7 protein-coding genes are annotated in these 14,970 nt (G+C 75.0%); 2 read left to right on the top strand and 5 right to left on the bottom strand.

Annotation, left to right across the window (positions count from 1 at the left end):
• The first annotated feature begins 59 nt into the window (after positions 1-59).
• Positions 60-5,045, top strand: a complete 4,986-nt coding sequence (locus ACZ466_RS11585; protein WP_378279661.1) for a DNA repair ATPase — start codon at positions 60-62, stop codon at positions 5,043-5,045.
• An 82-nt stretch (positions 5,046-5,127) separates the two neighbouring features.
• Entirely contained in the window at positions 5,128-6,744 is a 1,617-nt protein-coding gene (locus tag ACZ466_RS11580; protein WP_378279659.1) for an amidase, read from the top strand.
• Positions 6,745-6,749: 5 nt separating this feature from the next.
• On the opposite strand, the gene ACZ466_RS11575 is transcribed toward ACZ466_RS11580, so the two are convergent.
• The 5 genes from ACZ466_RS11575 to ACZ466_RS11555 all read right to left on the bottom strand — a co-directional run bounded on the left by ACZ466_RS11575 (position 6,750) and on the right by ACZ466_RS11555 (position 14,949).
• Positions 6,750-10,313: an ATP-binding cassette domain-containing protein gene (locus ACZ466_RS11575; RefSeq protein WP_378279657.1), complete on the bottom strand. Its 3,564-nt coding sequence runs from the start codon at positions 10,311-10,313 to the stop codon at positions 6,750-6,752.
• Positions 10,310-11,821, bottom strand: coding sequence for a tetratricopeptide repeat protein (locus ACZ466_RS11570; protein ID WP_378279656.1), 1,512 nt, complete (start codon positions 11,819-11,821; stop codon positions 10,310-10,312). The genes ACZ466_RS11575 and ACZ466_RS11570 overlap by 4 nt, the downstream gene beginning before the upstream one ends.
• 316 nt (positions 11,822-12,137) lie before the next feature.
• A complete protein-coding gene (locus tag ACZ466_RS11565; RefSeq protein ID WP_378279654.1) occupies positions 12,138-13,220 on the bottom strand; it encodes a hypothetical protein in 1,083 nt (360 codons plus the stop codon).
• On the bottom strand, positions 13,208-13,795 hold the full coding sequence (locus ACZ466_RS11560; protein WP_378279652.1) for a 4'-phosphopantetheinyl transferase family protein: 588 nt from the start codon (positions 13,793-13,795) through the stop codon (positions 13,208-13,210). Before ACZ466_RS11560 ends, ACZ466_RS11565 begins: the two co-directional genes overlap by 13 nt.
• 140 nt (positions 13,796-13,935) lie before the next feature.
• Positions 13,936-14,949, bottom strand: coding sequence for an LLM class flavin-dependent oxidoreductase (locus tag ACZ466_RS11555; RefSeq protein ID WP_378279650.1), 1,014 nt, complete (start codon positions 14,947-14,949; stop codon positions 13,936-13,938).
• Between the last annotated feature and the right edge of the window lie 21 nt (positions 14,950-14,970).

Genomic DNA, 14,970 nt, shown 5'->3' with positions numbered 1-14,970 from the left:
ACACGGACCGGCACACGGACCGGCACCGTCACCGAACGAACGTCGCAGGGAGGATGGGCGTGAGCCAGCGCGTCGACGACACCACCGGGGAGAGGGCCGGTCAGGAGACCTCGCTCGATCACGGCACCTACGAAGTGCTGCGAGCCAGGCTGGCCGAGCACGCCGCCGAGCTGGCGGGCCGTGCCGCGGCGCTCGACACCCGGCGGCTGGAGGTCTTCGGCGGCTCGGGGCTGCGGCTGCTGGGCACCGGGCGGATCCGGACCGAGCGTCCCATCGTGCCCCGCGACATCGTCGCGGTCGGAGGGGCGCTGCTGTTCGGCGGCAACCCGTCCGGCGGGGCGGCCGGGCCCGAGGCGGGCGTGGACGACGTCTTCTCCGTGCACGGTCTCGCCCCTGCTCCCGCAGCCGACGCCGGCGCCGGGCCGGGCTTCACGCCCGTGCCCGGCGCCCTGCCCGGACTGCTGCGCGACCCCGCGTTCGAGCGGGACTTCGCCGAGATGTACCGCTACTACCGGCAGGCCCGCCTGCTGCGGCTGCGGCGGGTGGAGGGCGGGCTGCTGGCGGTCTTCCAGACCGGCCCCCGCCTGGACGACGTCCGCGTGCTCCGCTGGAACGCGGGGACCGGCGACCAGGTCGGCTACGTCGACAACCAGGGCGAGCGCGAGAACGTCCTGCCCGCGCCGCATGACTTCACCTGGACCGAGACGACCCGCGCGGACCATGTCGACGGCCATATCGCCATCCAGGACGCGGTGCTCGTCAGCACGGTCGGCGGAAGCCTCACCGTCGCGTTCAAGGACGACCCGGACGCCGGATCCGGCGACGACGCCGCCTACCGGGAGCCCCTGGACGAGCGGCTGCAGAGCCTGGCCGATGCCGACGTCCACCACGCCCGGGTGGGCGCGCTGGTCCTGTTGCGCGTCCGCCCGTACAAGGAGAGGGCCTGGCGGCATCTGGTCGTCAACACCCGCGCCGGGACCGTCACCCGTCTGGACGGCATCGAGCCGGCGTGCCGGCGGCTGCCCGACGACCAGGGCATCGTCTTCCCCGGCGGCTACCTCCTCGACACCGGGGCCGCCAAGACCTTCGACCTCGACACGACCGGCCTGGAGTACGAGAGCGTCGTCCGCTCGCCGAACGGCGAGGACGTGCTGTACGTCTTCCACTCCCGTGAGGACGGGCGGTCGCTGCTGCTGTCGTACAACGTGATCCGGAAGGAGGTCGCCGCCCCCATCGTCTGCCACGGGCACGGCCTGTTCGAGGACGGCACGCTGGTGGTGCTGCGGGCGTTCTCGGGCGAGGCCGCCCGCGTCCATCCCGTGCAGGTGTGGCGGACCCCGTTCGAGTCGGACGCGCACGCCGCGTCCCGCCCGGTGGGGACCGGCCCGCTGGAGCGCGTGGGCAACGCCGACCTGGTCCGCGGCATCTCCGGCTGCCTGTCGGTGGTGCGGATGGTCGAGGAGATGGCGCCGTCCACGGCGATGTTCGAGGCGCTCATCGCCGCCTGCGTGCGGGCCGCCGACCTGCACCACTGGCTGGGCGAGGACGAGCTCGGCGACCTGCTGGCGCCGCTCGGGCGGGTGCGGGCGGCGGCCGGGCAGGTGCTGGCCGAGCACGAGAACGTCCGCGCCCTCCGCCGCCAGGCCGCCGAGGCGGTGGACGGGGCGGCCGAAACGGTCGCCGGGCTCGTCCGCGAGGCCCGCGATCGGCCCCTGGACGCGGCGGACGCCTGGATCGGCCGCCTGTCGGACCTGCGCCGCGCCCAAGGGCACCTGGAGACGCTGCGCGAGACGCGGTACGCCGACCGCGCCCGCATCGACGGGCTGGCCGGGGAACTCGCCGCGGCGCAGGACGACACCGGCCGCCGCACCGTGGAGTTCCTGGGCCGGGACGGCGCGTTCGACGGCTACCGGACCGAGATCGACCGGCTCGCCGGCGAGGCCGGGGCCATCGAGTCCACCGCCGGCGCCGGGCCCGTGGGCGACCGCATCGCGGCGCAGGCCGAGGGCCTGGAGATCGTCACCGCGGCGGTCGGCGACCTGGACGCCGCCGACCCCGCCGCCCGCACCGCGATCCTGGAACGGGTCGGGGAGGTGATGGGCGGGCTCAACCGCGCCCGCGCCGTCCTGGACGCGCGCCGCCGCGAGCTGCTGGACCGCGAGGGCCGTGCCGCGTTCGCCGCCGAGTTCGCGCTGCTCGACCAGTCGGTCACCGCGGCCCTGGCCGTCTCCGACGACCCCGAGCGCTGCGACGAGCAGCTCGGCCGGCTGCTGCTCCAGCTTGAGGGCATGCAGGCCCGGTTCGGCGAGTTCGACGACTTCCTGGAGCGGTTGGAGGACAGGCGGACCGACGTCTACGAGGCGTTCTCCACGCGCAGGCAGGCGCTGCTGGACGAGCGGGCCCGCCACGCCGGCCGCCTGGCCGAGTCGGCCGCGCGGATCCTGCCCGCGGTGCAGCGCAAGACCGCCTCCCTGACCTCGCAGGACGAGGTCAACACCTACTTCGCCACCGACGCGATGGTGAACCGCCTGCGCGCGGTGGCCACGGAGCTGCGCGACCTCGGCGAGCACGTCCGCGCCGGGGAGCTGGAGGGCCGGATCCGGGCCGCCCGCCAGGAGGCCGGGCGGGCCCTGCGCGACCGGCTCGACCTGTACGCCGACGGCGGCGAGACCATCCGCCTGGGCGGCCACCGCTTCGCCGTCAACACCCGCCCGGCCGAGCTGACCCTCGTCCCGCACGGCGACACCCTCGCGTTCGCCGTGACCGGCACCGACTACCGCGCCCCCGTCGACGGTGAGGCGTTCCAGGAGACCCGGCCGTTCTGGGACCAGCACCTGGTCTCGGAGACCCCGCAGGTGTACCGGGCCGAGTACCTGGCGGCCTCGCTCCTCCTGGACGCCCAGACCTCCGCCCCCTCGCTCCAGGCCCTGCACGAGGCCGCCGCAGAGGACGCCCTGGACGAGGTCGTGCGGAGGGCGGCGACCGAGCGCTACGACGAAGGCTACGAACGGGGTGTCCACGACCACGACGCGACGCTGCTGCTCACCGAGCTGCTGCGGTTGCACGCCGGGGCGGGCCTGCTGCGCTACCCGTCCGCCGCCCGCGCCGCCGCGCAGCTGTTCTGGGCGTACGGCACCGCCGAGCCCGCGCGCACGGCCTGGACGACCCGCGCCCGCTCGCTGGCCCGCGCCCGCGACGCGTTCGGCCGCACCACCGGCCCGGACGAGCTGTGCGGGGAACTCGCCGCCGGCGTGGCCGCCTTCTGCGAGCGGACCGGCGTCCCCGCCGACCCGCTCGCCGGGGAGTACCTGTTCGAGGAACTGGCGGCGGCCCCGCCCGGGTTCGCCGCCGGCGCGAACGCGCGGACGCTGCTCCGCGACCTGCGCGCCGCGCTCGGCGACGCCGCGGGCGAGGTCGAGCGCGACCTCGCCGCCCTCGGCGACGGCCCGGACACGCTCGCCGCCCGCCACCAGCTCGCCCGCGCCTGGCTCGCCTCGTCCACCGCGGCCGACCCCGACCTTCCCGAGGCCGTCGCGCTCCTGGTCACCGGGACCTCCCTCGCCCGCCACGACGTCACCGCCGACCTGACCGCCGCCGTGGACGGCCTCCTGGGCGCCCACCCCCGCCTCACCGGCTCGCGGAGCCTGGAGCTGCGCCTGGACGAGACCCTCGCGCGGATCCGCGACTTCCGCGCCGTCCGCGTCCCCGCCTTCGCCGCCTACCAGCGCGCCCGCACCGAGCTCGTCGCCGCCGAGCGGAGCCGCCTGCGGCTGGCCGAGCACGCGCCGGGGGTGCTGAGCTCGTTCGTCCGCAACCGGCTGGTCGACGAGGTCTACCTGCCGCTGATCGGCGACAACCTCGCCAAGCAGCTCGGCGCCGCCGGGGACGGCGCGCACACCGACCGCATGGGCCTGCTGCTGCTGATCTCCCCGCCCGGATACGGCAAGACGACCCTCATGGAGTACGTCGCCGAGCGCCTCGGCCTGCTCCTGGTCAAGATCGACGGCCCGGCCCTCGGGCACGCGGTCACCTCGCTCGACCCGGCCGAGGCGCCGAGCGCCACCGCCCGCCAGGAGGTCGAGAAGATCAACCTGGCGCTCGAACTCGGCTCCAACGTCATGCTCTACCTCGACGACATCCAGCACACCTCGCCCGAACTGCTGCAGAAGTTCATCCCGCTGTGCGACGCGCAGCGCCGCGTCGAGGGCGTCCGCGACGGCCGCGGCCGCACCTACGACCTGCGCGGCAAGCGCTTCGCGGTCGTGATGGCCGGCAACCCCTACACCGAGTCCGGCACCCCGTTCCACGTCCCCGGCATGCTCGCCAACCGCGCCGACGTCTGGAACCTGGGCGACGTCCTGACAGGCAAGGACGACCTGTTCGCCGCCAGCTACGTGGAGAACGCGCTCACCTCCAACCCCGTCCTGGCGCCGCTGGCCGCCCGCGACCCCGGCGACCTGGACCTGCTGGTCCGGCTCGCGGGCGGCGACCAGACCGTACGGCCCGACCGGCTCGCCCACCCCTACTCCCGGGACGAGCTCGACCGGATCTCGGCGGTGCTGCGCGGGCTGCTGCGCGCCCGCGAGGTCGTCCTGGCGGTCAACCGGGCCTACATCGCCTCCGCCGCCCAGGCGGACGCCTCCCGTACCGAACCCCCGTTCCGGCTCCAGGGCTCCTACCGCGACATGAACAAGCTCGCCGGACGGATCCTGCCGGTGATGAACGAGGACGAGCTCGACGCCGTCATCGACGACCATTACGCGGCCGAGGCCCAGACCCTCACCTCCGGCGCCGAGGCCAACCTGCTCAAGCTCGCCGAGCTCCGCGGCCGGCTGACCCCGGCGCGGGCCGCCCGCTGGACGGAGGTCAAGGCGGCCCACCGGCGCGAGCGGGTTCTGGGCGGCGCCGGGGACGACCCCGCGGCCCGCGCCGTCGCGGCCCTGGGCCTGCTCGCCGAGCGCGTCGGCGCCGTGGAGGGCGCCATCAACCAGGCCGCGCACCGGTTCGGCAACGGCCACGGCCCCGTCCGCATCCCACCCGAATGACGATCACCGGCGGAAACACAACTGGAACCGGGACGAAACCGGGCATTTCTAGCCTCCGGGCATCCCCTGGAAAGGATCTTGGATGCTCTCGTACCGTTCCGTCGCCGCGTTCACCGCGGGCGCCCTGCTGGCCGGGGCCGCGGCCACCGCGACGCCCGCCGCCGCGGCAGGGCCTCCCGGGCGGCCCGCCGTGCAGGTCGCCGGGCTCGGCGTGACCGACCTGCGCGCGCTGCTGACCCAGCGCAAGACCACCTCCGTCCAGCTCGTCCGCGAGTACCTGCGCCGCATCGACGCCTACGACGGCCCGCGGGGCGAGCGGCCGGGCCTCAGCGCCGTCATCAACGTCAACGGGCGCGCCCTGGGCGAGGCCGCCCGGCTGGACGCCGAGCGCCGCGCCGGACGGGTGCGCGGCCCGCTGCACGGCGTCCCGGTGGTCGTCAAGGACAACTTCGACACCGCCGACATGCCCACCACCAGCGGCTCGGCGGCGCTGCGGGAGCTGCGCCCGCCCGACGACTCCGAACAGATCCGGCGGCTGCGGCAGGCCGGGGCGATCGTGCTGGCCAAGACCAACATGCACGAGTACGCCATGAACATCTACACGATCAGCTCGCTGGGCGGGCAGACCCGCAACCCCTACGACCCGTCCCGCCACCCGGGCGGGTCCAGCGGCGGCACCGGGGCGGCGGTCGCGGCCTCCTACGCCCCGGTCGGCCTGGGCTCGGACACCTGCGGGTCGATCCGCATCCCGGCCGCCCACAACAACCTGGTCGGGCTCCGGCCCACGATGGGCCTGTCCAGCCGGGACGGCATCGCGCCGCTGTCCGGGACCCAGGACGTGGGCGGCCCGATCGGCATGTCGGTCCGCGACGTCGCGCTGGTGCTGGAGGCGACCGCCGGATACGACCCCGACGACCAGGTGACCAAGGCGTCGATCGGCCGCGTCCCCCGCGACTACGAGAAGACGCTGCGCAAGAGCGCGCTCAAGGGCAAGCGGATCGGGGTGTTCACCGACTACTTCGCGACCGCCACCTCCGACGAGCAGGCCACCGCCGCGCTGGTGCGCGCCGCGATCGCCGACATGACCGGGCTGGGGGCCAGGGCCGTGGAGCTGGGCCCGCAACCGGAGATCATGACGGCGGCGGCCGGCGCCAACCGGGTGCGGGACGAGTTCGAACGCGACCTCAACGCCTATCTGGCCTCGTCCGCGCGGGGCCGCCCCGCCCACCTGGCGGCGCTGGAACCGCCCTACGACCAGCTCACGCTGGCCGACATCGCCACGTCCGGGGAGGTCACCCCCAGCGTGCTGTCGACACTGCGCGCCTGGGTGAACAGCCCCGCGCTGCCCAACCCCTCCTACACCGAGAAGCTGCGGCAGCGGGACGTCCTGCGGCAGGGCCTCACCGACCTGATGAAGGCCCACCGCCTGGACGCCGTCGTCTACCCGACCATCGGCAGCCCGCCCACCAAGATCGGGACCACGCAGTCGTACCTCAACTGCCGCCTGGCCGGGTACAGCGGCTTCCCGGCCCTGAGCGTGCCCGCCGGGTTCACCGCCGGAGGGCTGCCGGTGGGGGTCGAGCTGCTGGGCCTTCCGTTCAGCGAGCCGGCCCTGCTGGGCATGGGACACGCCTACGAGCAGGCCACCCGGCACCGCACGCCGCCCGCGGGCACGCCCGCCCTCCCCGCGGCCGGGTAGCCCGTTCACGCTCCACCTTGGAACGCGAGACAGGGACGTCCTGGCGCCCCGCCGGCTGAGCGGGGTCCGGGCAGCGTGAGGACCCGCGGGACGCGGTCGAGGTTGTCCGGACGGTGCAGGACCATGATCCATGCCGCGGCCGGGGCCAGCGCGTGGAGCGAGCCCAGCAGGTGCCGCTCGGAGGCGGTGTCGAGCGCCGAGGTCGCCTCGTCCAGGAACAGCACCGCCGGCCGGCACCACAGGGCCCGCGCGAGATTGACGAGCTGGCGGTGCCCGTGGCCGAGGTCGCCCAGCCGGGTGGACGGGGCGGGCGGGGCCACGCACGCGGCGTCGAACACCCGGCGGACGTGGGCGTGCAGGCAGGGGTCGCCGGGATGCCAGGGGGCGACGAACTCGGCCAGGCCGAGCGGCAGCCGGGGGACGTCGCCCGCGAGGTACTGGACGAGGTCCCGGGTCCGCGCCGACATGCCGTCCGGCGGGCGGCCCGCGATCATGACGCGGCCGGCGGACGGTTCGCGGTAGCCCGACAGGGTTTCCAGCAGCGTGCTCTTGCCCGCCCCCGACGGGCCGCGGATGGCGACGGCGTCCCCGGCCCCGGCCGTCAGCGAGAAGCCCGTGATCAGGTCGGGGCGGTCGCCGACGCGGATCGCGACGCCGTCCGCCACCAGCCCGGAGGCGGCCGCGGTCTCGCCCGTGCCCGACAGCATCGTGCGGTAGAGGCTTCGCGGGGTGTCGGGGACCTCGGCGCGCAGGCGTCGCCATCGGGGGAGGGCTCCGGTCCGTCCCAGCAGGGCGGCCAGCCGGGCGAACTGGCTGAGCAGGGAGTCGGCCTGCCGCAGCGATTCGACCAACCCGGCGGTCTGCCGCGAGCAGGTGAAGGCGACGAACACGAGGAGACCGCTGTCGACGAGGCCGCCGCGGTAGGCGACGGCCCCCCAGAGGGCGGTGAGGAGGACGCACAGGCCCGCCGCGTCGGCACTGATCAGCATGCGCATGTGCAGCATCTGCCAGCGGTGCAGGGCGGCGGCACGGCGGTCGGCGAGCACGTCGAAACGCCGGGACAGGGCCGTGCGTACCGGCGTGGAGAGCCGGTGGCCCGCGCAGCCGGTCGCCGCCGCGCCGAACGCGAGCACCGGTGCGCGCACGGCGGCGGCGAGATCGCTGCCCGCGATCCTGGGCCGCCTCGTGCGCAGGAGCAGGACGAGCAGCCAGACCGTGAGCAGCAGCAGGACGGGCGCCGCCCGCGGCGCGCCGGCGAGCACGATCACGGCCGCCGCGCAGAACTGCACGACACACGTGACGACCTGGAGGTACAACCCGGGGACCTGGCTCTCCAGCACGAAGAAGTCACGGGACAGCCGGCCGATCACCGCCGTCCTGCGCTGGTGCGGCGGCGCGGCGAGAAGCGCGCGGGCGAACGCGTCGTGCAGCCGTCCGGCCGGACGCAGCGGCGGGAAGGAGACCGCGGCTTGGGCGAGGGCCGCCGCGGCGACACCGGTCGCGGTCACCGCGCAGAGCACGCCGAAGGTGTGCGAGGCGCCGCCCGGCTCGATCAGCGCGGCGAACACCAGGTCGGCGGCGACCGCGACGGCGGTGGCCACGAGCAGGCAGAACCCGCCCCTGACACCGAACAGGGCCAGCCCGTTGCGGAGGAGGTCGGCGGGGCGGGGCGGTGTCGAGGGCGCCTCCTCGAACGAGTCGTCCTGCGTGGTCTGCGCCATGTCAGGGACCGGCGCGGGCTCGTCGGCGGACGGGGCGTGACGGGCGGCGGCTCCGGCGGCGGCGTCGCGCAGCCGGGCGAGGAGTTCCGCGCCGAGGACGTCCTCGGCCTCGTCGAGCGAGGTCAGGAGCTCGTCGCGGTTCACCAGCGCGAGGCGGCCCCGCCGGACGAGCAGGAACCGGTCGGCGTACGCGGCCAGTTCCAGCCTCGTGGAGACGAACAGCGTCGTTCGGTCGCCCGGGGCGAGGACCGCCGAAGCCACCGACCGGGCGGACTCCGGATCCAGCGGGGCGAAGATGTCGTCCAGCAGCAGTACGTCCGGTTCGCAGCAGAGAGCCTGGGCGAGCGACAGCCGGGCGACCTGCCCTTCCGAGAGCCGCGTCTCGGTCGTGCTGAGACGGGTGGCGTCGCGTCCGGGACGGTCGGCGAGGAGGGGCAGGAGGCCGCTCATCCGCAGGGCGCGCAGGTACGCTTCCGGCTCGACGGGGCGCCAGAGGGTGACGGACTCGGCGAACGACCCGTCGAAGAGCGGCTGGCCGCGTGCCGCGAGGACGGCCGTCCCACCGCAGGCGACGGCGAAGCGCATCGGCGGCCGGGTGCCTCCCTCCGCCGCGCTCGCGATGTCTTCGAGCAGGGTCGTCTTGCCGCCGCCCGGCAGGCCGACGACCATGATCCGCTCGCCGGGCCGGACCGTCAGCGACGGCCCCTCGTCCGGCCGGAGCAGCACGGTGCCGGGGGCGGCGGGGGCCTGGGACGGGTCCGGGCGTCCCGGGACGGGTGCGAACAGCGCGTCGATCGCGTGCGCGGCGCGGGCGGCGTCGTGCAGGGAGCCGTAGGTCGTGGCGCTCTCCGTGCCCACGGCGACCAGCATGCGGACGATGAGCAGCGCCGACAGCGCCGTGCCGCCGTCGAGACCGCCGCCGCCCAGCAGCAGCACGCCGACGGTCGTGAGCGACACCAGCGGGCCCAGCCCGTTCTGCAGGGTCCTGCTCACCACCGTGGCCCGTGCCCGCTCGCGCATCGTCACGAGCTGCCCGAGCCGGACCTTGTGCACCGCCAGCAGGAACTGCCCTTCGAGGAACTGCCGCCGCAGGGACTGCCAGGAGCAGGCCAGCAGCTCGACGAGCCGGGCCCGTTCGCGGTCCTGGCCGACGTAGGTGAAATCGACCCTGGCCTCCGCGGTGACCGCGACGTGCAGCGCCGCGAGGACGAGGGCCGCCACCGCCACGACGGCCAGCGCGAGCACGCTGGTCCAGAGCACCAGGCAGACCAGCAGCACCACCGCCAGCACGCCGTTCACGGCCAGCTCGGCGACGAGCGCGAGCTGCGAGAGGAACTGCGGATAGGTCACCAGGTACGTGGCCGCCGGACGATCCTCGCCGCCGCCGCCGTCCGGCCCGGCCGCCGCGTCCACCGACTGTAGCCCGTGGAAGACGAGCCGCTGCGTCAGCAGCTCCAGGTAGAGGATGAGATGGCGCAGCCGCCACACCGACACCCAGCGCAGCAGCGCCTCACCCGCCGCCGCCACCGTCAGGACGACCGCGAACCTGACCGCCGACCCCTGGTCGCCGCGGTGGAACGCGGCGACCAGGCGGTCCAGCGACCAGGGCAGCACCGGCGTGACCAGCAGCAGCGGCCCGGACACCGCCAGGTACGCCAGCACCTTGCGGCGGGAGGTCCACAGCGCCGCACGCCACAGCCCGCGGCCCCGGTACCTGCCGGCCAGCTCGTCGGCGGCGGCGCGCACGTCCAGTCCGGCCGCCGCGGCCTCGTCCGGCGACAGCCCGGCGGGCCCGCAGCGGATCCGCCGGTACGCCGACAGGAAGCCCGCGGCGGCCGTCGCCCTCACGGGCCGCCCGTCACGGCCCGCAGGTTGCGGCTGACCAGGTCGGAGCCGGGGTGGACGTCCGCCAGCTCGCGCAGCCTGGCCGCGACCTGGACGGTGGACAGCGGCGGTGAGCCGTTCGCGTCGATCTCCAGGGCGAGCAGCGCGGCCTCGGCCCGCTGCTCGCCGGTGAGCGCCCGCTCGTCCAGCCGTGCCAGCCAGCCGCGCGCGGCCCGGTGCTCGCCGACCTCGATCAGCTCGCGGGACGCGGCCAGCGCGTGCTCGGGCGCGCCCGGGTCCTTGGCGGCCGCTTCCTGGTAGTGGGCGGCGGCCCGCGCGTGGTCGCCCGCCACCGCGTGCAGGTATCCCAGCAGGGCGGGGATCTCGGCGATCGCCGCCGAGCAGCCGTCCGCCGCCCGCGCCGCGGCGAGCGCCTCGTCGTGCCTGCCCCGTTCGGCCAGGAACAGGGCGAGGTCGAGCCAGTACTCGGCGAACCGGGGATCGGTCTCGGCGGCCTGCCGCAGCGCGGACTCCGCCTCGGCCTCACGGCCGCCCGAGGCCGCGCAGACCCTCCCCAGGTTGTTCAGCAGCACCGAGTGATGCTCGCTCGCCTCCAGGCCGCCGGCCACGAGCCGCCGGACGCTGTCGCGCAGCAGTGCGATGGCGCCCTCGCCGTCCCCTTCCTTGTGCAGCACCAGTGCCAGGCCGTTGCGGTTCAGCACCCGTTCCCTGACGATCTCGTCGGAGTCCGGCAGAGGGGAAAGCGCCCGCCATCCCGATTCCAGCAGGTCCGCGGCGGCGCCGACGTCCCGCCACGCCCTCGGGTGGTGCCGCGTGTAGAGCATGGCCAGGCCGTAGGCACCGCGCGCGTGCTGCACGCCGCCCTCACGCATCGCGGCGCGGAACAGCAGTTCGGCCTCACTTGTGCGGTTCTGGAGGAAGAAGGCGCTCGCCATCATGTTGGCCGCCGCACCCGACGGCGCGACGGCGCCGTCCAGGACGGCCTGGGCGAGCCAGAGCCCCGTCCAGGAGTCACCGCAGGACAGGTAGCGCCCCAGCCTGCGGCAGAGCCAGGACCAGTCCGCTTCGCCACGCAGCCCGGCACGGACCCGCGCCATGTCGGCGGCGACCTCCGCGTCCCCGGGGTGCTCCTCCGAGGTGCCGGCTCCCCGCGTTCCCTCCGTCCGCAGGACGACGGGGCCGTAGCGGGAGAGGACGCCGAAGAAGTCGGCGTCGGCCGGGGAGAGCGGCCCGGCCGTGACGACCTCGACCGGGCCGGAGCGCCGGTCGTTCAGCAGCCAGGCGACCGCCCGGAACTCGCGCCGCCCGCGCAGCCGCGTCGGGAAGCGAAGCTGCGACTTGAGACGCTGGCGATCGCCGGGCCAGGTCCCGTCGGGCGTGGTGTGCAGGACGGGGCGCAGCGGCCTGGCCACGGCCGCCACCTCGTCCTCGGTCAGGATTCGGCGGATGAACTCCCGCGCGGCGGCGAACGGAACGTCGCCTCCGGCCGGGATCACAAGATCGTCGGGCACTGCCCGTTTCCTTTCGGCTTTCCGGCGCATGGGCAGGATCCGCGTGGCACGGGCACCGGGAGCGAAGTCCCGGTGCCCGTGCCGGCGGATCAGCGGTTCGGGTCCGCGCAGTGGTTGTAGCCGTACATCAGCGACATCGGCACGGCCGGAAGCCGCAGCGGGTTCTTGAGAAGCGTCATCGGTGCGTTCACCTCCTCGCACGACCAGACCCCGCTCAGTGCGAGGCTCTGCTCATGGGGCGCCACATCCGATGCGGCAGCCGCCACACCGAATGGCGCACCCGATGACGCGGGCCATGGCATGCCCGGTGGCGGCCTCAGAGGGCGTCGGCGAGGCGCTCGCGGAACCGGCTCTCCAGTTCGGCGATCGTGCGGAGGTCGGCCAGGACGCCGGGGCGCGGCCGCCTGCCTCTGGCGATGCTGAGCGCGTTGTAGTGCAGAGTGCGGACAAGCGCCGTCCACGCCGGGACGAGTATCGACTCCGTCCAGGCGCCCACCTGCTCCAGGCCCGCGGAGACCTTGGCGCACCGCGGGGACTGGAGTGAGGCGGCGACCATCTTGCGATTCCGGGCGGCCACCCAGAAATCGTTCTTGTGCGCGTACGTGGCCGACTCGGACAGGCCGGATTCCAGCCATTCGGCCAGGACCGTGAAAGCGTCCGGGCCGGTGGCCCAGCCGTGCGCGGCGACCTCGGGATCGGTGATCCGGCCCTGGACGGTGCGGTGGCACATGAGGCGGCCGAACTCGGCGGCGCCGGCGTCCGCGACCTCGGCGCCGGCGACCTCCAGCCATTGCCACGGGCGGCCGTCCGACCAGGACGGACGGTCCCGGCGGTCGCCCAGGGCCCAGCGTTCGCGGCTGGTCTGCTGCGGGCCGAGCGGCGGCGGCGACCAGGCGAGCGAGCCGATGCCCGTGGACGGGAACGGCCCCGCGAACCCCGGGTGGTGGCGCCCGGCGCCGTCGGTCCAGGTGAAGGGGTCGTCGACCTGGAAGGTTCCGGACGGTCCGTCGGACGAGCCGTCGGACGGGCGCACCAGGAACCAGTGCGGCGCGGTGTCGGAGCCGCCGGCCCCGATCCAGTCGAGATGGGCCGAGCAGCCGGTCACGACGGCGACCCCGCGCGCCTCCGCGTGCCGGGCCATCGCCTCGCCCGCGGCTCGCGGCTCGGTGGCGCCCCGGCGTCGCAGGTCGATGCGGTAGAGGACGCCGTCGCCCACCAGAGGGGTGTGGTGGTGCAGGAACTCGACGAGAGAGCCTGCGCGGCGCACGCCGAGGAACAGTTGCGTGCCCATGGCCAGTTCTTCGGGAACCCCGACTGAACGGAGCAGGCCGGCGGTCGCCGTGCCGTAGCAGGAGAGCAGGTCCCCCCGGACCGGTCCGGTGAGCGTCAGCCTGTCCACGGATCCTCCCAGGAGATGACGAGGGGACGGGCGAGCCAGTCGGGCGGTCCTTCGCAGGCGAGCGCGCCCGCGTAGCCGTCGGGCATCGGCAGTTCGCGCCAGTGGACGCCGTCGAGGGTCCCGGCGTCCGCCTGAGCGAGCGCGGTCGGGGACCGGAAACCCGCGAGCCCCCGGCCGGTGGCCTTGCAGCGTGCCTCGCGGATCGCCCAGGTCCTGGTGAACTGGGCCCGGCCCTCGCCGGGGGGCAACGCGCTGATGCGCGCCCACTCCTCGGCGTGCAGCCAGCGGCGCCCGATGCGTTCCCAGCCGTGCCGGGGCTCTTCCTGGACGTCCAGGCCGAGGGGACCGGGCGTGCCCAGCGCGATCGCGAGGAGGTCGCCGCTGTGCGAGATGTTGAAGTCCACGTTCCAGCGATCGCCGTTGGGATGCGCCAGGTAGGGGCGTCCCGCACGGCCGCGGCGCAGCGTGCGGGGGGCGTCCAGGCCCAGCCGGTCGGCGGCGGTCTGCAGGATCTCGGCCGTGGCGGCGGTGCCGGTGGCCACGAGGACGATCGCCGCCGTCCGCTCGACGGGCATGAACGTGCTCAGGCGGCGGCCCACGCGGACGCGGCCGGACGCGGTAGTAACACTCTGAGGGGGCGACCCCTCAGACTCCCCGGCAAGAGCACGACTGACCATCACCCTCCACTCCGCTGGCGCTCCGCTCCGGGCGCCGGTCAGTCCTCCTGCGGGCACAGCGCCAGGACCTTCGCCACGTGCTCGTATTCGGTGACGTCGAAGGGCAGGTCGATCACGACCGTGCGGACGTCCAACTCCCGGTAGGCGCGCAGCGCCGCCGCGACGGTCTCGTACGAGCCGACCAGCTTCGGGCAGTCGATGCCGATCCGGCCGGCCCCGTACCACAGGCACTCGTCGCGGCGAGGCGCCTCGGCGGCCAGCGACAGGTTCGCCCGGTGCTGGGAGGAGGTGATCTGCCGCTCGAAGACCTTGCGGGTCAGCGCGTCGCGCCGGGTCCCGGCGTGGTGCCGGTGCGCCGTCTCCCACGCCTCCTCGTCGGTGTCCCGGGCGACGATCCCGACGAGCATGGCGAGCCCGCCCTCCAGCCCGCCCGCCGCCAGCCGGTCCCGCTCCTCGGCGAGGTCGGCGCGGGGCTTGGCCATGACGAGGGCCCGGTCCAGCCGGGGCAGCAGCGCCGCGATCCCGTCCGACCGGGACCCGGGGGCCAGGACGCGCGGCGCCAGCGCCGGGTCGGGCACCGGTTCGGGAGGCGCGATCCGGATCCGGTACCGGGAGCCGGTGTACGGTTCGCCGCGCAGGACGCCGCCCAGCGCGCCGACGAAGTCGGCCATGCGCTCGTACTTGCCGCCGGGATCGGGCTCCAGGCCGAGGGCCTCCAGCTCGCCCGTCTTGGCGCCCGCGACCACGTTGAGGTTGACCCGCCTGCCGTACAGGTGGACGAGCCCGGCGAGGGCCCGCGCCGCGACGGCCGGGTGCGTCAGCGCCGGGTTCACCGCCACGATCGGTTCCAGGGTCGTGCTGCGGGACAGGACGAGCTGCCCGGCGACCCACGGGTCCAGGGACTGCCAGAAGTCGTAGATGAGCATCGCGGCCGCGCCCAGCCGCTCGGCCGCCCGGCAGTGGTCGGCCACGACCTCGGCGTACTTGTCGCCGGGGCCGGGGGCGCCGGCGAAGACGTCGCCGTGCGCCGGGCAGATGGTGAACGTCTCCATCGCGCCTTCGCCTTCCCTCTC

The sequence above is a fragment of the Actinomadura rugatobispora genome (assembly GCF_055379765.1).
This window is presented reverse-complemented; position numbering and strand designations above follow the sequence as displayed.